Here is a 17,787-nt window from a genome sequence, read left to right as displayed (position 1 = left end):
GGCGGCCGACACGTCCGTCGTTTCGTACTCCCTCCTTCGCACCAGCCAACGACCGCTCACACGGCGAGTTCGAAGAACGATTGCGCCACGACCCGGCCGTTGACGATCAGCTCGACCTCATGCCGGCCCGCATAGTGCCGGCGTGTAGTGAAATCGCGGATCGGCCGACTGTGCCTCAGCGTGATGCGCTGGCCGGGTTCGAGCGTCAGTACCTTCAGCTTGAACACCTTCGGCGACGCATCGCCATTTTGCTTCACGTAGGCGATACGATAATCGACGACGAGCCGCTGCGCCGTGCCGGCCGTCGAATGCAGCTCGCAGGCGAGCGTGATCGACTCGCCGAGCACCACCTGCGCAGGCGTCACGCCAAACGGACCGGCTTCCACGAGAGGCGCGCTTTCGGCACCCAGTATCGCGAGCGCTCGCGCATCGCACTGCTTCACGAGGGTGCGAAGCGCACGACGAACGATCCAGCACGTATACGGATGGTCGCCGCCCCATCTTTCGGCTCGATCGAGCACCCATGCAGGATGCGTCTTCGCCACATCGTTCAGGTGATTCGCGACCGAGCGGCGTACATAAGCGCTCGAGTCAGCGCGAAGATTGTCGAGTATCCGCGCGGCCAGCGCCGGGTCGGCCTCGATCTCGCGCAGCCGGAACGACCATGGCAGGCGCGGGCGGCTTCCCTCGCTTGCCAGGCGGCGCACTGCGTCGTCCGCGTCGTACGACCAGGTTTCCATCACTGCGAGCGCGCGAGCGCTGTCGATGCGCAGGAATTCGCGCACCGCGAATTCCGACGAGCCGAACGGCGTGAAATATTTCAGCGCGTCCATCGAGCGGTCGAATGCGTGCCGACCGTACTGCCCGACGTAGTCGGGGGCGATCAGCGAGACGAAACCCCGGCCCAATCGAGGTGCCGCCTCCTGCAACAACGCCAGCACGCCATCGTATCCGCCGGGTAGCGACCGCGCCCCCGTGTCGATCGCCACGCTGGCGCGCCTGACGCGCTCCATCAGCGTCAAGCCGTCGAGGCCGTCGAGCGCCGTCGCAAGAAATGCCGCCCGGTCGAAGGCGGGCTCGATCGAATGCAGCACGTCGGACAGCGCGTGGAACTGCCGCGCTGCCAGCGATTCCTTCAGCGGGACGGGAGCTTGAGTGGTGGTCATTGCGAGTGGATCCGACGTGCGCCGCAGATCGATGATTGCGAAAGCACACAGTATCGCCGAAGCCCCTGCCAGTTCCTGTCAGCAGTCTTTGCCCGGCCGGCGCCCCCGTACGGGACGCAATCGACACGCGCGGAACGCGAACCGCGAGCGGGCGGGCAGTGTTCATGCGTCCGTTCGCCGCTGCTCGCGGGATGGATCGTGCGAATCGCCGCTGGAGAACCTGTTTCGCAGCTGACCGCCGGCGAACGCGGCCGCAATCAATGACAGATACCCGGCGACGAGGAGATGTCGCCAGCCGTCGAGCGCGGCGCGGTGCGCGACCAGCGCCGCGTCGGGTGCCGGTACGGCGAGACTTCCCGGCACGATCGCACGCGTCATCTGCACGAATCCCGCCGCCGACAGCACAGGCAGCAGGACGAGCATCGCCAGCAGCACGAACTTCGCACGCCAAAAAAACGCATGGCGGCGCAAATGAAACCACAGCCCGAGACTGCCGTGTACCCATCCCGGTGCGAGCAGCGCGATCTGCAAACCCTGCGTGCCGCTCGTGAGGAGCGACACGATGACCCGTTCGTAGTTCGGCTCGAAGCCGTAGAACGATGTCGCAACCCGTGTCCCGACGACGTGACGTATCAACAGCAAGGGCAGGCTGAGGCCCGCCCACAGACGAAGCCATTCGGCGGGCGGCAGCGCCCAGTGTCGGCGGCCGTAGATGGTGCGGATCGCCAGCGCGAAATGCAGGCCGGCCGCGCCATACAGCAGGATCGTGCCGGGCGCGCTTTGCCAGAGCCCGATTGCCAGATGCAGCGCGCGCTCAGCGATATCGATCGACCAGATGCCGAGCGCGTGATTGACCATATGGACGGAAATATAGAGCCACAGCAGGATGCCGGAACCGAGTTGCAGCCTTCGCGCGGCCGTATGCATCCCGTCTTGCGCCGACGCCGTTTTACCGGCATCGGAGTCGATCGCGTTCTGCGCGGGACGCGGCGCGCGGTTGCGCCGCGGCGGGCGCATGCCGATGCGATCCTGGAACAACGATGGCCGCCATGCCTCGTTCACCTGCGGGGCACCGTCGCGATCGCGCTGCGATCGGCCCGGAATGTTCCGGGTTTGCCTCTCCTTGCCGTTCATTGGCGCCTCCCCTCGATGCGTCCGCCGCTTGATCGGCATACCGCGGAGCGGGCCCGTTTATTCCAGCGACGCGCGACATCCCGCGCAAGAAGTGCATCGCGCGGTTTCGGGAATAGACGCCGTACTCGCCAGGTATACGGTGTGTGGGCCGACGGATGACGACCGCGACGCGTCGGCGCCCTTCACATCGAAGCGAACGGAGTCAAGGAGACCATCATGTCCAACGTTCTGTCCCACTGGATTCTGATCGGTTGCGACGCATACGACGAGTATGTGTTCGTGCCATGGCTCGATAAATCCGTCTATCGGAGAACGGTCACGCTGCGTCGGGTCTGCCTGTTGTGACGGAAGCGGTTCCGGCGCACCTCACCGCCCCCGCCGGACAATCCGGACCAGAATCCACGCTGCTTGCCGCCTCAGCGCCCCCCCGGCACAACAGCACCTGTCACGTGCCGCGGAGCCGATGGCCACCGCGGCCACGACACAAAGCGGAGTTACCCCGCAGTCCCGGACCCAGCCTCACACTACGGTCGATGAATCCACCGCGCGTCGAAACTCGCGTGGTGAGCGATATTTCAGCGCGCATCCGGGGATGCTTCTCGTTGCAATACTCGAACGCAACGGCGAGATTCCGCGCGGCCGTCGCTGCATCCGGTTTCAGCACGAGAAGGCCCCATAGTCGCGCTTCATCGTCTTCACGAAGCTCTCAGCCATGCCGTTGCTCGGCGGGCTGCACACCGGCGGCGTCAGTGGCTTCAGTTGCTACGCGAGCCACGACTTGATGTTCGCCTGCATCGCGCCGGTCGAGATCCCGTAGCGCTCGTGCAACGTCGGCAACGCGCCCGCGGCGAGGTACGCATCCGGCAGCGCGATCTGGCGAAACGGTACGGCAACGCCGGCCCCGATCAACGCAGTCGCCACCGCTTCGCCGAGCCCGCCGATCACCGTATGGTTCTCGGCGACGATCACCATGCGTCCCTTGCGCGCCGCCTCGCGAACGATGGTTGCCGTATCGAGCGGCTTGATCGTCGGCACATGCAGCACGGCCACATCGACGCGATCGGCTTCAAGTGCCTTCGCAACCTCGAGCGCGCGCATCGTCATGATCCCGGACGAGATCAGCAGCACGTCGTTGCCGTCGCGCAGCAGCTTGGCCTTGCCGAGTTCGAAACGGTAATCGTATTCATCGAGCACGGCCGGCACGTTTCCACGCAGCAGGCGTGCGTATACCGGCCCCTTGTGCGCAGCAATGGCCGGCACCATCTGCTCGATATCCAGCGCGTCGCACGGGTCGATCACCGTCATGTTCGGCATCGCACGCATCAGCGCCAGATCTTCGGCGGCCTGGTGGCTCGGCCCGTAGCCGGTCGTCAGTCCCGGCAACGCGCACACCAGCTTCACATCGAGATTGTCCTCGGCAATCGCCTGATGAATGAAGTCGTATGCACGGCGCGTGGCGAATACCGCATAGGTCGTGACGAACGGCTGCGCCCCTTCGTGCGCGAACCCGGCGGCCGCGCCCATCAGCAACTGCTCGGCCATGCCCATCTGGTAGTAACGCTCCGGAAATTCCTTCGCGAAGATGTGCAGGTCGGTGTACTTTCCGAGATCGGCGGTCATTCCGATCACATGGCTGCTCGTTCGCGCGAGCTTCGCGAGCGCATGGCCGAACGGCGCGGGACGCGTAGTCTGCCCTTCTGCCGCGATGGACGCGATCATCGCGGAAGTCTTCAGGCGCGGCTTGTTGTCGACGGTGCTCATGCGTGTCTCCCTGCTTCGAGTGCGTCGAGCGCGAGCTTCCACTCGTGCGCATCGACGCGGATGAAATGGCTCTTCTCGCGTGCTTCGAGGAACGGCACACCGCGCCCCATCTTCGTGTCGCAGACGATGATCCGCGGCTGCGGCTTGTCATGTCGGCGCGCGTTGTCGAACGCGCGCTTTACCGCGTCGATATCGTTGCCGTCGACTCGCTGCGTATACCAGCCGAATGCTTCGAGCTTGTCGACCAGCGGCTCGAACGCCATGACTTGCGTCGACGGGCCATCGGCCTGCTGGTTGTTCACGTCGACGATCGCGATCAGGTTGTCGAGCTTCCAGTGCGCGGCCGACATGAGCCCTTCCCAGATCGCACCTTCGTCGAGCTCGCCATCCGAAAAGAGCGTATAGACGGAGGCATCCGAGCCCTTGCGCTTGAGGCCCAGACAACGACCGACCGCGATCGTCAGGCCCTGCCCGAGCGAACCGCCGGACATTTCCATGCCGGGCGTATAGCTCGCCATCCCCGACATCGGCAGGCGACTGTCGTCGCTGCCGTAGGTTTCGAGTTCCTCGGCCGGCAGGATGCCGGCTTCGAACAGCGCCGCGTACAGCGCGATCGCGTAGTGGCCGTTCGACAGCAGGAACCGGTCGCGCCCTTCCCACTCGGGATCGTCGGGGCGATAGCGCATCGCGCCGAAATACGCGACGGCCAGCACGTCGGCGATGTCGAGCGCCTGGCCGACATAGCCCTGCCCCTGGACTTCGCCCATCAGCACGGCGTTTCTTCGGATGCGGTACGCGCGCTCGGCGAGCGTGACCGCTTCATGGATGGTTTCGGTATCCATCGATAGCTCCAGTATTGAGTCGGAAGGAATGCAAATCGAATCAGCGGTTAACGGATCGGGGCACCAGGAACACCAGCAGAGCGCCGACCGTGATCGCGACGGAGATGAAGAGCAGTCCCGCAGTGGACTTGCCGGTCAGGTCGTTCAGCCAGCCGACGATCGCAGGCGAGAAGAAGCCCGCGAGATTGGCAAAGCAGTTGACCGCGGCGATGCCCGCCGCCGCCGACATCCCGCCCAGCAGGGCCGTCGGCAGCGACCAGAACTGTGACGACGACGCGAGGATGCCGGCGGACGCAATGCTCAGGCACACGATCGACGCGCTGACGCTGCCGAGCGTCGGCAAAGTCGCGAAGCCCGCCGCCGCGATCAGCATCGGCACCGCGAGATGGAAGCGGCGCTCGCGGCGGCGATCCGCGCTCATGCCGATCAGCGGCAGCGCGACGATTGCGCACGCATACGGGATCGCGGTGAACAGGCCGACCCACAGCGGATCGGCGACCCCGGCCTTGCGAATGATCGTGGGCAGCCAGAACGTGAGGCCGTACTGACCGAGCACGACGCAGAAGTAGATCGCGGCCATCAGCCACAGGCGGCGGTCGGCGACGAACGCGCGAATCGACAGGTGGGCGGTAGTGTGCTCGGCGTCGGCCGACACGTTGCGCGCCAGCAAGGCTTTTTCGGCATCGGTCAGCCATTTTGCGCCGGCAATGCCGTCATCGAGATACAGCAGGATCGCAAAGCCCAGCACGAACGAAGGCAGCGCCTCGAGCAGGAACAACCACTTCCAGCCCGCCATCGACATCGCGCCGTGCAGCGAATGCATGATCGCGCCCGACAGCGGCCCGCCGATGATCCCCGCCAGCGGAATCGCCATGAAGAACAGCGACAGTGCCTTCGCGCGGCGTGCCGACGGGAACCAGTACGTGAGGTACAGGATCACACCCGGTGCGAAGCCCGCTTCGGCGACGCCGAGCAGAAACCGCAGCACATAGAACGCGGTGGGTGACTTGACGAACACGAAGCTCGCCGAAATGACTGCCCACGTCAGCATGATGCGGGCGAGCCAGCGGCGCGCACCGACGCGATGCAGGATCAGGTTGCTCGGCACTTCGAACAGAAAGTAGCCGAGAAAGAAAATGCCTGCACCCATGCCGTATACCGTCTCGCTGAAACGCAGGTCGTTGAGCATCTGCAGTTTCGCGAACCCGACGTTGACGCGGTCGAGATAGGCGCCCAGGTAGCACAGCATCAGGAACGGGATCAGCCGTCGCGCCACCTTCGCGTAGGTGGCCGCTTCGAACGTCCGCGCATCGTCCCGTTGCAGCATCTCGCCCGGAACCGGCGGTGCGGGGTATTTTGCTCTCATGTTTGTCTCCTGCCATGGCCCCGGGTTGTCCCGGGTGCATGATGGGCGGCGCCGCGCGTTTCGCGGCACCGTTTCAGTGGATCAGCATCCCGCCGTTGACGTCGAGCGTGATGCCCGTCAGGTAGCTCGACAGGTCGCTCAGCAGGAACAGGCATGCGTTGGCGACATCGGCGGCATCGCCGAGGCGGCCGAGCGGAATGCCCTTGATGATCTCCTCGCGCATGTCGGGCGTCAGCTTGTCGCCGGTGATGTCGGTCTGGATCAGGCCCGGCGTGATCGAATTGATGCGGATATGGTCGGCGCCGAATTCGCGCGCCATCGCCTTCGCGAGGCCGAGCACGCCGGCCTTCGCGGCGCTGTAGTGGGGGCCGCCGAAGATGCCGCCGCCGCGTTGCGCGGACACCGACGACATGCACACGATGCTGCCGCCGCGCTGCTCCTTCATCGCCGGCAGCACCGCTTGCGACATGTACAGCGTGCCGCGCAGGTTCACGTCGACGATCGCGTCGAAGTCGCGCCCGGAAATGTCCATCGTGCGCACGGGCTGCGTGACGCCGGCGTTGTTCACGAGGCCGTCGATGCGACCATAGCGCTCCAGCGTCGCGCGGGCCGCGGCCACGCACGCGTCGCGGTCGGTCACGTCGCATGCCAGGCCGAGATGGTCCGTCCCGAGTTCGGCGGCGGCCGCCTCGGCGTCTTCGCGGCGAAGGTCGAGAATCGCAACCCGTGCGCCGTGCGCAGCCAGCGTGCGGGCCGTGGCCTTGCCGATACCGCGCGGCGATGCGGCGCCTGTCACGATGATGGTCTTGTTGTCGAGCAACATCGGTCGTCTCCAGTTGTTGATGTGTGTCCAGAGTGTCGGCTCACCGGACACCCGCATCAACGCGGAAACGCTCAGCCATAGTTGAGAAAATTTCAGATGACGCCGCACGGCGCGCCGCGGGTGCTGCAACGCAATATCGCGTGCGGACCGGAGGGCGTGGCGCTCAGCCCGGCCGCCCGTCAGCCGCGACCTCCCGCTCGATCCATGCAAGGAAACGCTTCACGCGGGGCAGTTCCGCGTTCTGCCGCGGGTAAACGAGGTGATGCGCGCCGACTTCGACCGCATGAGTGTCGTCGAACACCGGAACCAGCAGCCCTTCGCGGATTTTCACCGACGCGAGCATCAGGCTTTCGAGCGCGATGCCCAGGCCCAGCGCAGCGGTTTCGAGCGACATGTATGACCGGTCGAATGAAAAATCGAAGGTCTTCTGAGCCGCGAGCGATACGCCGGCTCGACCGAACCACTGCTTCCACTGGACCAACGGCGTTTCGGAATAGATCAGCCGATGCGCGAGCAGTTCTTCCGGCGCCTTCACCGGATGCCGTTCGAGATATTGCGGCGAAGCGAGCGGCGCAATGAACTCGCCGCGCACCGTCCTGACCTCGAGGTTGTCCCAGTTGCCGTAGCCGTGCCGGACATCGATATCGTAGAAGCCGTTCGAGAACGACACGTTTTCGTAAGAGCACGCGAGGTTCAGCTGGATATCGCCGTTCGCCTCCTGAAACGACGACAGCCGCGGCAGCAGCCACATCAACCCGAAGCTCGGGCTCGAATGCACGCGCAGGATATCGACTTCGGTGCGGCTCGACGCGCGCTCGGTTGCGCGGCTCAGGTCGGCCAGCGAGCCGGTGACGTCCGCCAGGTAGCGCTCGCCGGTCGGCGTGAGGACGAGTCCGCGCCCCGATCGCTGGAACAGCGGCTGACCGATCAGCGATTCGAGGTTGCTGAGCTGGTGGCTCACGGCGGATGCGGTCAGGCCGAGCTCGTCCGCAGCGCGATTCACGCTCTTGGTCCGGGCCACGCTTTCGAACGCGATGATTGCCTTTAGTGGTGGGATGCGCATGTTGGAATCCGTTGAGGAGGTCTACTCGCCCGACCGGCCGGCGTCGACATGAACGGCGAACGGTTTGTCCGGGCAAGGGCGCTTCGGCACAGGCATCAATTCTAGAGCGCCGGTCGATCCGGGCTCCTGCCGCCCACTTCCTTGCCGACGAAACGCGCTTCCACGCCGCTTCGCATGACTAGATCAAAACGCTCAGGCAAATATGGCACACGGTGGACTCGCAGGCCCTGACGTCGTGGCCGCGAAGAGGCCGACCGTTTGGTGGAACGTCGCTTTCGGAAGGGAATCTCAGGAAGTCAGGGGCACCGCCAAGCTGGGGTAGATCTATCCGGAAAATTGCACCGGAATCAAAGCGACCCCTGCTGCATACCATAGCGATACACCTTCGCCCTCTCCGGAGTAACGAACCTCAGGCGCGCCCGCCAGCATGCACCCCGTAGAGGCAGTTGTGGTGACCGAAGAAGTACCTGGTAGAGACGGCCACGCGCGACGCGTCATTGCAACGTGTCGCGCGCGACCTGCTGCCGGATGCCTGGCCTGCGATGTGCGTGGTTCATCTTTTCGCGGTTCGCGAACCCGCAGTGGAGGTATGAGTCCAGTGCCACCACTCATGGTGGTCCAGATTTCTAAGCAGTTCCGCGCGACGATGTTCGCGGCGATAGCGGTTCATTGCGGCAATTGCCGCAAACGCCAGCACGAACGCGCCGACCACGAACCCGACCCATGCTCCGCTCATAGCAGCCTCCCTCATTTTCGGCCAACTCGGATCACTTAGCGCATTCGCGACACCGCTCTCAGGACAGCGCGGCCCTCTGCGGTAACCTGGACACGCCGACAACCCGATGCCGGCTGATCAAGGGCGATCAGGCGATGCTCGATGAGCGTGACGAGTTCGTCGCGATCCAGTTCGATCTGATCTGGCGCATCCCGAACGATCATTAAAGTAGTAATTTCGTGCGGACTTAGCATGGTCTGCATGGAATGTTCGTATCGGACAATTGGATTGTGTATACATGCGCGAACGCATGCCTCCCGCTTTCAACGTAACGAGGTGCTCGAGAGTTTGTAACGACCCCCACCATTTCCTGCGACGATTCAATGCGAAATTTAGTGGGCACATTCTAACGCGCTCGCATCCATTTCGGTCCGCTACCTCATAGGTGGATGCCCTGATTCGGAAACGTTATCATTGATCTAAATTAAGAAAACATGCGAAATGGTATGAATTATAAATACCACCGCATTTCATATAATCATCAAATCATTCATTTTTGAAGCTGTCAGATAATGCAGGTCGATGTCTTCAAGAAACATTCTCCCGCATTCATTCGAAATCCTCACATTCGCTGTATCGCCGGAGAGAAACGGCCAGTGCATCGACATCGCTTTGATAGCTTGAAATCACATCCGCCCGCTCCGGAAATCGTTCGCGTTGCAACGACAGTGTCTCCACGGCTGCGGCATGACGCCTGACAAGCTGCCCGCGCGTCACCCATTCGTCATTTCCGCCGGTGCAGGACTTGATGTGCTTCAGCACGCCGTCGCCGAGCACCTTGAGCGGCGCGTGCCCATTGATGAATTCCGCGTAGTGTCCCGAGAAAAACCGCTCCCACTCGTTCCCCTCCGAGTCGTGCCGAAACGCGACGATATGCCCGCCGAGATCGACCAGGTAGCGATAGGACAAATTCTCGTGCGCGTCGGGTGAAGTCAGCTCGGCAAACCTGTTCGCTCGATGAAATCTGTCGGCGAGCGATCCGGCGCCATCGGACAGATGCGCGGCAAGGAAAAACTGGGCCGCGCCGGATGGGCAGCCGTTCTGAGGAATAAGGAACGTCACATGGCTGCCGTGCTGCAATGCGAACGTGTAAGTCGCAAGTATGCTCATTACGATTTCCTCTTGATCCTCATGAAGACGATCGCACCTGGACGCTATTTCCCGGATCACTCGTCTGCGGGTCAATCTCAGTAGCAAGCGATATGCCATCGCAATGCACTCGATTCGCACGGCGATACGAACCGCCGGAATACACGGAAAGTCGCCGTGAACGGATGAAAATGTTTCAGCGTTGATACGTTTCGCACGGCTCAAGCGCCTGCACACGTCGCTCGCCCTTGTCGAAACCTTCGGGGTCGATGCGGAAGGTTCCCCTTCCCGATCCCATTGGGCTCGCCATTTCCCGACTCGCCTGCCCGGTTGCAACGCTGAAACAGACCGGTTGGCCGGTCGAAGCGCATTCGGGAACACGAATTGCGCCATCGTTTCGGTGCAGCCCAACCCGGGAGTGAAAGATGCGCAACGGCCATACCGTCGGCAAGGTGGCTGCGTGGCTCGCCGTTGTCGTTGCCCTGACGATTGCCGCGCTGTTCGTCTTCATCGTGACGTTCGACTGGAACCGCGCGCGCCCTTGGGTCGACGACAAGGTATCGGACGCGATCGGACGGCAGTTCGCCATCAACGGCGACCTGCGTGTCGGGTGGCACCGGCCCGTGAGCGAGCACGGCTGGCGCGCCTGGGTGCCGTGGCCGCGATTCAGCGCCGGCAATGTCACGATCGCCAACCCGGACTGGGCGCGCACGAAGCATTTCGCCACGCTCGACGCGATCAGCTTCGAAGTCGAGGCGCTGCCGCTGCTCGCGCGCCGCATCGTGATTCCGGCCATCGACCTCGTCAATCCGTCCGTCGACCTCGAACGCCTCGCGGACGGGCGCGTCAACTGGACGTTCCAGCTCAAGAATGCCGATCATCCGGGCAAGTGGACGCTCGACCTGCACGATATCGCGTTCGCCACCGGCAAGCTCCGCTACTACGACCAACAGAAGCAATTCGACCTGAGCGGTGTGATCGACACGCTCGGCAGGCCGATTGCGTTCGGTGATGCGTTGAAGCAGCAGGCGGCGCTGGCGCGCAGCGAATCGGCGCAGGCCGTCGGCCCGGAGGGCCAAAAGAAACTCGCGGCACAGGTACACCAAGGTGCGGCACGATCGCCGGCGCCCGGGTCGGGTATCGAAGCGGCATCCCGCGCATCGGCAGCGGCGTCGCAAGCGGTGGCCGCGGCGTCGCAAGCGTCGGCCGCGATATCCACTACCGCGATCGCCCCGGCGGCATCGGCTGCGTCGAGCACGTCCGCGACGGCAGCGTCGGGCGCGTCGGCAGGCGCCGCGCCCGCGGCGTCCGCAAGCACGGGCGATTACACGATCGGGTGGACCGTCGACGGAACCTACAAGAAAGGGCACGTCGCCGGCACTGGCAAGATCGGAAACGTGCTGGGGCTGCAAAGCGTTCAGCGCCCGTTTCCGGTCCAGGCCAATTTGCGCTTCGGCGATACGAAGCTGGCGCTGGTCGGCACGCTGACCGATCCGGCGCACCTGGCGGCGGTCGACCTGCGACTGTGGCTCGCGGGCACCAGCATGGCGCACCTGTACGACGTCACCGGCATCACGCTGCCCGAGACCCCGCCCTATGCGACCGACGGACGGCTGATCGGGCAATTCCGCGCGTCCGGCAATGTCTTCAAGTACGAGGACTTCACGGGGCGTGTCGGCGGCAGCGATCTCACCGGCACGCTGGTGTACGTTTCGCGCGAACCGAGGCCGCTCCTGTCGGGCACGCTGGTGTCGAAGGTGCTGCGGTTCGCCGACCTTGCGCCGCTCATCGGCGCCGACACGAATGCCAGCAAGGCGCGCCGCGGTGCCGCGGTCGCGCAGCCCGCGAACAAGGCACTGCCGGTCGAGGCGTTCCGCACCGAGCGCTGGAAGAAGATCGACGCCGACGTCCGGTTCACCGGGCAGCGCATCATCAAGTCCCCGAGCTTGCCGATCACCGATCTGAAGACCCACGTCGTCATGCAGGACGGCGTGCTGACGCTCAACCCGCTGAACTTCGGCGTCGCGGGCGGCACGCTGGCGTCGAACATCCATCTGGACGGCAGCGGCACGCCGCTCAAGGGGCGGTTCACGCTGCAGGCGCGGCACCTGAAGCTGAAGCGGCTATTCCCGACGTTCGAGGTCATGCAGACGGCGCTCGGCGAAGTCAACGGCGATGCCGCGCTGTCGGCCACCGGCAACTCGCCGGCGGCGCTCGCCGCCACGTCCAACGGAGAAGTGAAGACGCTGGTCACGGACGGCACCGTAAGCCTGTTGCTGATGGAAGCGGCCGGGTTGAACGTAGCGAACGTGGTGTACGAGAAGCTGTTCGGCGATCGCGACGTGAAGATCAACTGCGCGGTGGCCGATTTCGTGGTCACCAATGGCGTGCTCGACTCGCGCGTATTCGCGCTCGACACCGCAGATGCGGTGATCGGCATGAACGGGAACGTGAACCTGCGGGACGAGACCATGAACCTGACGATCCATCCGCATACCAAGGGGTTCCGGGTGGTATCGCTGCGCTCGCCGCTGTACGTCACCGGTACCTTCAAGCAGCCTCACGTGGGCGTGAAGCCGGGCGCGCTCATCGCGCGCGGCGGGGCGGCGGTGGCGCTGGGCCTGCTGAATCCGCTCGCGAGTTTGCTCGCATTGCTCCAGCCGGGCCGCAATCAGCCGCTGCCGTGCAAGCAGATGCTGACCGACATGGAGCAGCGCCCGACCGCGCCGCCACCGGGAGTACGAAAGGAGAAAAAGGCTGCACCGGCGTATATGAATGCGGCGCCGCCGGCTTCAAAGGCTCACGCGCCGGCGGCTGTCGAACCCGAGCAAGCGACGCGTGCGGGCCGAACCGCCGCTCCTGGCCGGTAAGGCCGCGGTATTCGAGTTCGGACGGAGACGTCGGCCTGCTGTGTCGAGCAACGGCGGCACGGGAGCGTAAGGGCCCGAAGTGTGGAACTGCAGCGCCCGCTACGCTGCTGCGCACTTCGACGTTCAATCCGCTTAGGAGGATCTGCCGATGAGCCAGCTTGTTCAGATTGCGCCAGGCGTCGTGTTCTCCGCCGATGTGCTTGGTACCGAATGGGTACGCAAGTTTCGACAGGACGACGCGGGTGACGCGCTACGCGAGAATGCACAATCCGCAGTCCAGCGTGGCCGACCGGCAAAGGAAAGCGGTCAAGCTATCCACGAGAGCATTTCGAGCCAGCTGTCGTTGTTGTAGGGGTGCCCTTGATTTCCACGCATTTTTCCGGTCAGCCGCCTTTAGGCCCAGTAAGGCTTTGCCTTGCGGCCCCAAATAAATGCATATATAAATCAAAGGGATACTGTCTATCCCTTGCTTGAAGGTCGCTGGACATTGTCAGCAGGTCCCATGGCGCTCTACGCAAAGCCATTCCGCCGCGAATCACGGCCGACAACCCCGCACACCCGACGATCTCGACGGAGAGTGCGAGATGTCGACCTGATGAGGCAAAGCGATCGGGACGCTGGCCTCGGCCGGCGCCCCAATCACCGTCATAGTGGGATCGTGCCAGCGTTGCGACGTCTCGCCATCTGGCCCGAGCTGGCCGCGTGGCAGTCGCAGGATGGCGATTTCGTGTGCATTCGTCACGCACGAAATCGCCCTAACTACCCGGCTCTTTCAGATAAGGCTAGAAATGAGGTGACAACCGCATGTCGCCCGATGCCCGTGCCGGGCAATCGGGATGCCGTCATCCGTCATCGTCGAGTCGCCTTCCTCGATGAGGTTGGGCGACACATCGGGATGCTGCGGGCATGACACGCGATCGCCCTTGCGCGCAACATATCGCCCGTCGAAGCGCATGGTTGTTGAGCCTGTTTCGACCTTACCGCCGTGGTCAGTGCCGTCACCAATGCGAATCAAATCGATCATCTGCTCTCCGTTAGCGGGAAATGAAGATCAACGTCACCAATTTTTGAAGAAATTAAGCCGGGCCGTGCAGGCGTCGCGCTCTTCGTGTAGCTTCCCGGCCGTCATCTTGCAGTTCAGGGCCACATATTTAACCCAATTAGGATTATCTCCATCGGGGGTATTTTTTATCAGCTTCGCTATCACCTTGCCGGTGTCCCCATTTTCATACAAATTCGCCATTACTGTCAGCGACCGCCTGAATATATCCATTCCGATCGCTGCCCCCAAGTAGCGAATTTCTTCCGTTCTCGCCTCCGTCACCGACGTCAAACAAGCCAATTTATCAATAGCCGCCTCCGCCCCCGGAGCGGTAGCGTCAAAAGCCGCACCGCAATACTTCTCCTTATATACTACCCACGCCCTCTGAGTTGCAATGAGATTTTGCTTATCTGATGGGGACACCTCACCCAGAAAATCATTGTAGCTTTTATTTAAAATTTTATCCGCAGCCTCGTAATTTGCTTGCGCGCAATTGGTCAATTCTGCATTGGTTTGGCCATTGCAAGCAACCTTCGAAAAGGCGGCACCGGAAACAAGCATAAGGACACAAAAGACAATATTCTTCGTCACAGTCTATCTCCAACAGGGTTGTGTCGCGATAAGGATGGCAGGGCGAGGCATCTAATCTATGATAAGAACTGCTTAGATAACTAGCGAATAGAATTGATCGGCGACGGTCCGACGGATAGCAACGTCTTTCATCTGCCCTTTCCGGATCATATGCATCACTTCGATACCCGACAGAATGATGCGTGCGCAGCGAAAATCCTTGAAGCCCATCATTGGCCTGATGATGCGTTTGATGGCGCGGTGGTCCTGTTCGACAATGTTGTTCAGGTATTTGATTTGCCGAACCTTGATCGGCGTTGGCCGGTCAGCGTTGAGCGCTGCGAGCGCAGCCAGATTGGCGCCGCTCTTATCCACGGTAATCGTCTCCGGCGCACCGTTCTGGCCAATCGCTTTCTCGAAGTAGCGCCGGGCGGCAGCCTTGTCACGCCGGGCACGCAGCAGAAAATCCACCGTGTTGCCAGCCTTGTCGACGGCACGGTACAAGTATTTCCATTGGCCTTTGACCTTGATGTAGGTCTCGTCCATCCTCCAGCTTTTCCCTACCGGGCGCTTGTGTCGGCGAAACGCCTTTTCAAAAAGCGGCACGAGCTTGATCACCCAGCGGTGCACCGTCGAATGGTCCACCTCGACACCGCGTTCGGCCATCATTTCCTCGAGGTTGCGCAGGCTCAGCGAATACGCTACGTACCATCGCACACACAGCAGGATCACATCCAACGGATAGTGCAGACGCTTCAATACCTTGCCAGTGCCTGCGGGCATTGTCTTTCGCAGGGCTTTCTTCGTCTTGGCCATGGTATTCGCCATTGGTGTCAGACCGCGGATCTTACCGCAGGCCTTATTGCGACACAGCCAGTCGACGGGCATTGTAGAAGCCGAGCCAATCGATGACTTCGTCCATCGCCGCTCGTCGCGTCGCAAAGTGCCGGCCGTGCAGCCGCGCCACCTTCAGCGAACCCCACAGGCTTTCGGTCGGCGCATTATCCCAACAATCGCCGCGCCGGCTCATTGACGAACGCATGCCGTACGCCTTGAGCGTGTCCTGGAAGAGCCCGCTGCAATACTGGCTGCCACGGTCGCTATGCACAATCACGCCGGCCTCGGGACGGCGTCGGAACCATGCCATGCGCAGTGCATCCGTGACCAGTTCGGCCTTCATGTGCGGCTGCATCGACCAGCCCACCACCTGCCGGCTAAACAGGTCGATGATGACGGCTAGGTACAACCAACCTTCAGCCGTCGCCAAGTAGGTGATGTCGCTCGTCCAGACCTGATTCGGCGCCAGCGTCGTGAAGTTGCGCTCGAGCAGATTCGGCGCGACCGGCAGGCCATGATTCGAGTTCGTCGTCGCGATGTACTTGCGCTTGTGCCGGGCACGCACGCCGTGCTGCACCATCAGCTTGCGAACGCGCTCCTTGCCCACACGTACGCCGCGTGCAACCAGTTCTTTCCACATGCGCGGCCAGCCGTATTCGCCTTTCACTTCCGCGTGAATCGCCTTGATGTGCGCCAGCAGTGCATCGTCGCTCACGCGGCTGCGCTGCGGCTTGTCCTGAGCGGCGCGTTGCCGCCGCTGGTGAAAGCCGCTGGGGCTGACTTCCAACACCTCGCATAACACCGAAATCGGCCAGTAACGGCGATTGCGTTCGATGAAGGCGTACTTCACGTCGAGTCCTTCGCGAAGTACGCACTTAACGACTCACCGTCTTTCCATCTTTGCCACAACAACGCTTTTTAGTCGGCGGATAGCCCACACCGCTTCTTCTTGCTCACCTACCTTACCTCCTAGGGCGACATTAGACCAGAAGGTGTTGCGATGACCAGTTGAACGCGCCGGTCCTTTCACACTCATGGCTACCTATCGCGAACTTAAAGCGCAGGCAGACGCGCTGGCACAGCAAGCAGAAGAAGCGCGGCTCACCGAGCTGGACAGCATCATCACGACGATCCGTGAACAGATTGCCGAATACGGCATTACGGCCGAGCAACTTTTCGGTCGACGTCGCGCCATTGCATCGAGCCCCCGTGCTCCGATTGCGCCGAAGTATCGCGACCCGAAGACCGGCGCGACGTGGAGCGGCCGCGGGAAAGCACCGCAGTGGATCGCGAATGCCAAGAATCGCGCCCGCTTTTTGATCCCGGACGCGGAGTAAAGATCCGAACAAGCCGACCAAGGTAAAAGGCACCGGGGTTGAATCGAGCGTGGGCCCGAGAGCGAATACTGTCAGGCCCCCGCGCTGCGCGCGACCTCAAAGCAGTCGCTAGTCAAATCGTCGGATCCAGCGCAGAGTCTCTTCTTTCTTGTCGAGATTGTCCGGCACGCGGAACAGTCGGCTTGAATATGCCTCGAAGCGGACGGGCTTCGTGTACCTCGCAACCATCCGATACGCCTCCGGAATGTCGCCTCGTGTCGCGTCGCCGAGCTGCGGATTCACTCCTGCCTGAATCACAACGCCGCCGGGATATTCGTGGATCTTGCACGTCGGTTCGAGCGCAGCACGCATCGGACCGGCGCCCCCCAGCTCCGTGACAATTTCGTCGCCAAGCACCGTTAGCCAGTTCACGCACTTGATGCGGTTATGAGTCGCTTCCGCCTCCATCGTGAAGTCAACGCCGTCGATGAAATCAAACCCTGGAAAGCGTTTCATCAACGGCAAGGCGTACTTGGTGTTCTGCGACATTCCTGACGCGTAAATTAGCGTAAGCCCCGCAGTTCCATGTACGGGTCGGCACATGGCACTCCACCTCAACACCGCGTCAAGCAGCACTGCGTCGTTTGGTTTATCACCGCCACAGACGGGCATAAACGCAGCGACAAACGAGAGATCCGTCTGGTTGCTGCGGCTGATCAGGACATGTGCTTGATAGGGAGCAACGTCGTCTTTCTGCAAACCGATGTCGACAGCGCCAAATAGTGCGGTACTGTAACCCGCATCTGCAGGTTCCTTGCGCGCGTCGTTGCGAATGAGTGCCTCTAGATCATTCGAGAACTTGACGGAGCGACGAGCATCTTGCCGAAGGAACTCGTTGACTCGCTCTGGGAACATTCCCTGATAGTTCAGTAGAAACTGAACCGCCTGCTCACGAAGTGCGGCTCGATCGATACTAGGCAAATAAAGCTCGCACCCCAAACCAAATTTAGCGGCAGGCCCTGAGTCGGCGCTCGCATAGGGAAGATGTAGTCTATCCAACGCACATAAACCTCCATGCGCTTCAAGCAATTCTGCTATCACCTGATTTGGGTCCATCGTTTCATCTCTTCAAG

The 17,787-nt window shown here is 62.2% G+C and carries 17 protein-coding genes and 2 pseudogenes; 4 read left to right on the top strand and 15 right to left on the bottom strand.

What is annotated here, in order from left to right:
* Positions 1–56 precede the first annotated feature (56 nt).
* Complete coding sequence (locus KVT39_RS11110; protein WP_254640445.1) at positions 57–1,166, bottom strand: DNA alkylation repair protein; 1,110 nt, start codon at positions 1,164–1,166, stop codon at positions 57–59.
* Positions 1,167–1,328: 162 nt separating this feature from the next.
* Positions 1,329–2,339 carry a hypothetical protein gene (locus tag KVT39_RS11105; protein WP_306795579.1) on the bottom strand — a complete coding sequence of 337 codons (1,011 nt, stop codon included), beginning with the start codon at positions 2,337–2,339 and terminating at the stop codon, positions 1,329–1,331.
* Between the two features lie 177 nt (positions 2,340–2,516).
* Here KVT39_RS11105 and KVT39_RS38465 point away from each other — a divergent pair, with 177 nt between their 5' ends.
* Positions 2,517–2,645 (top strand): hypothetical protein, encoded by a 129-nt coding sequence (locus KVT39_RS38465; RefSeq protein ID WP_258170546.1) that lies wholly within the window; start codon positions 2,517–2,519, stop codon positions 2,643–2,645.
* A 174-nt stretch (positions 2,646–2,819) separates the two neighbouring features.
* Here KVT39_RS38465 and KVT39_RS11100 read toward each other — a convergent pair.
* The 8 genes and pseudogenes from KVT39_RS11100 to KVT39_RS11065 form a co-directional block, all read right to left on the bottom strand.
* Positions 2,820–3,059, bottom strand: a pseudogene (locus KVT39_RS11100) (integrase core domain-containing protein); the annotation flags it as partial.
* Between the two features lie 3 nt (positions 3,060–3,062).
* Entirely contained in the window at positions 3,063–4,061 is a 999-nt protein-coding gene (locus KVT39_RS11095) for a transketolase family protein (protein WP_217589040.1), read from the bottom strand.
* A complete protein-coding gene (locus tag KVT39_RS11090) occupies positions 4,058–4,903 on the bottom strand; it encodes a transketolase (RefSeq protein WP_217589038.1) in 846 nt (281 codons plus the stop codon). Before KVT39_RS11090 ends, KVT39_RS11095 begins: the two co-directional genes overlap by 4 nt.
* A gap of 40 nt (positions 4,904–4,943) precedes the next feature.
* Positions 4,944–6,269, bottom strand: coding sequence for an MFS transporter (locus KVT39_RS11085; protein ID WP_217589037.1), 1,326 nt, complete (start codon positions 6,267–6,269; stop codon positions 4,944–4,946).
* Positions 6,270–6,342: 73 nt separating this feature from the next.
* Positions 6,343–7,092, bottom strand: coding sequence for an SDR family NAD(P)-dependent oxidoreductase (locus KVT39_RS11080; protein ID WP_217589036.1), 750 nt, complete (start codon positions 7,090–7,092; stop codon positions 6,343–6,345).
* A 163-nt stretch (positions 7,093–7,255) separates the two neighbouring features.
* Complete coding sequence (locus tag KVT39_RS11075) at positions 7,256–8,155, bottom strand: LysR substrate-binding domain-containing protein (RefSeq protein WP_217589035.1); 900 nt, start codon at positions 8,153–8,155, stop codon at positions 7,256–7,258.
* Between the two features lie 771 nt (positions 8,156–8,926).
* On the bottom strand, positions 8,927–9,124 hold the full coding sequence (locus tag KVT39_RS11070; protein ID WP_034185045.1) for a hypothetical protein: 198 nt from the start codon (positions 9,122–9,124) through the stop codon (positions 8,927–8,929).
* A 355-nt stretch (positions 9,125–9,479) separates the two neighbouring features.
* Positions 9,480–10,040, bottom strand: a complete 561-nt coding sequence (locus KVT39_RS11065) for a hypothetical protein (protein ID WP_131947611.1) — start codon at positions 10,038–10,040, stop codon at positions 9,480–9,482.
* Between the two features lie 404 nt (positions 10,041–10,444).
* Here KVT39_RS11065 and KVT39_RS11060 point away from each other — a divergent pair, with 404 nt between their 5' ends.
* Together KVT39_RS11060 and KVT39_RS11055 are read left to right on the top strand one after the other, a co-directional pair.
* The gene (locus KVT39_RS11060; RefSeq protein WP_217589034.1) at positions 10,445–12,889 is read left to right on the top strand and encodes an AsmA family protein; all 2,445 of its coding nucleotides are present in this window, start codon (positions 10,445–10,447) and stop codon (positions 12,887–12,889) included.
* Positions 12,890–13,037: 148 nt separating this feature from the next.
* The gene (locus tag KVT39_RS11055) at positions 13,038–13,241 is read left to right on the top strand and encodes a hypothetical protein (protein WP_034185001.1); all 204 of its coding nucleotides are present in this window, start codon (positions 13,038–13,040) and stop codon (positions 13,239–13,241) included.
* A 420-nt stretch (positions 13,242–13,661) separates the two neighbouring features.
* On the opposite strand, the gene KVT39_RS11050 is transcribed toward KVT39_RS11055, so the two are convergent.
* The 4 genes and pseudogenes from KVT39_RS11050 to KVT39_RS11035 form a co-directional block, all read right to left on the bottom strand.
* A complete protein-coding gene (locus tag KVT39_RS11050) occupies positions 13,662–13,913 on the bottom strand; it encodes a PAAR domain-containing protein (protein ID WP_217589033.1) in 252 nt (83 codons plus the stop codon).
* Positions 13,914–13,946: 33 nt separating this feature from the next.
* A complete protein-coding gene (locus KVT39_RS11045) occupies positions 13,947–14,522 on the bottom strand; it encodes a lysozyme inhibitor LprI family protein (protein WP_217589032.1) in 576 nt (191 codons plus the stop codon).
* Positions 14,523–14,594: 72 nt separating this feature from the next.
* Positions 14,595–15,317, bottom strand: a complete 723-nt coding sequence (locus KVT39_RS11040; RefSeq protein ID WP_181152319.1) for an IS6 family transposase — start codon at positions 15,315–15,317, stop codon at positions 14,595–14,597.
* A gap of 58 nt (positions 15,318–15,375) precedes the next feature.
* A pseudogene (locus KVT39_RS11035) lies at positions 15,376–16,269 on the bottom strand (IS3 family transposase); the annotation flags it as partial.
* Between the two features lie 103 nt (positions 16,270–16,372).
* Between KVT39_RS11035 and KVT39_RS11030 the strand changes: the two are divergent.
* Positions 16,373–16,675 carry an H-NS family nucleoid-associated regulatory protein gene (locus KVT39_RS11030; protein WP_217589031.1) on the top strand — a complete coding sequence of 101 codons (303 nt, stop codon included), beginning with the start codon at positions 16,373–16,375 and terminating at the stop codon, positions 16,673–16,675.
* A gap of 108 nt (positions 16,676–16,783) precedes the next feature.
* On the opposite strand, the gene KVT39_RS11025 is transcribed toward KVT39_RS11030, so the two are convergent.
* The gene (locus tag KVT39_RS11025; protein WP_217589029.1) at positions 16,784–17,770 is read right to left on the bottom strand and encodes a type VI immunity family protein; all 987 of its coding nucleotides are present in this window, start codon (positions 17,768–17,770) and stop codon (positions 16,784–16,786) included.
* Positions 17,771–17,787: the final 17 nt, after the last annotated feature.

This window comes from Burkholderia sp. GbtcB21 (assembly GCF_019091065.1).
Taxonomy (GTDB): domain Bacteria; phylum Pseudomonadota; class Gammaproteobacteria; order Burkholderiales; family Burkholderiaceae; genus Burkholderia; species Burkholderia pyrrocinia_C.
The sequence above is the reverse complement of the archived record's forward strand: the minus strand, read 5'-3'. Positions and strand labels throughout refer to the sequence as shown.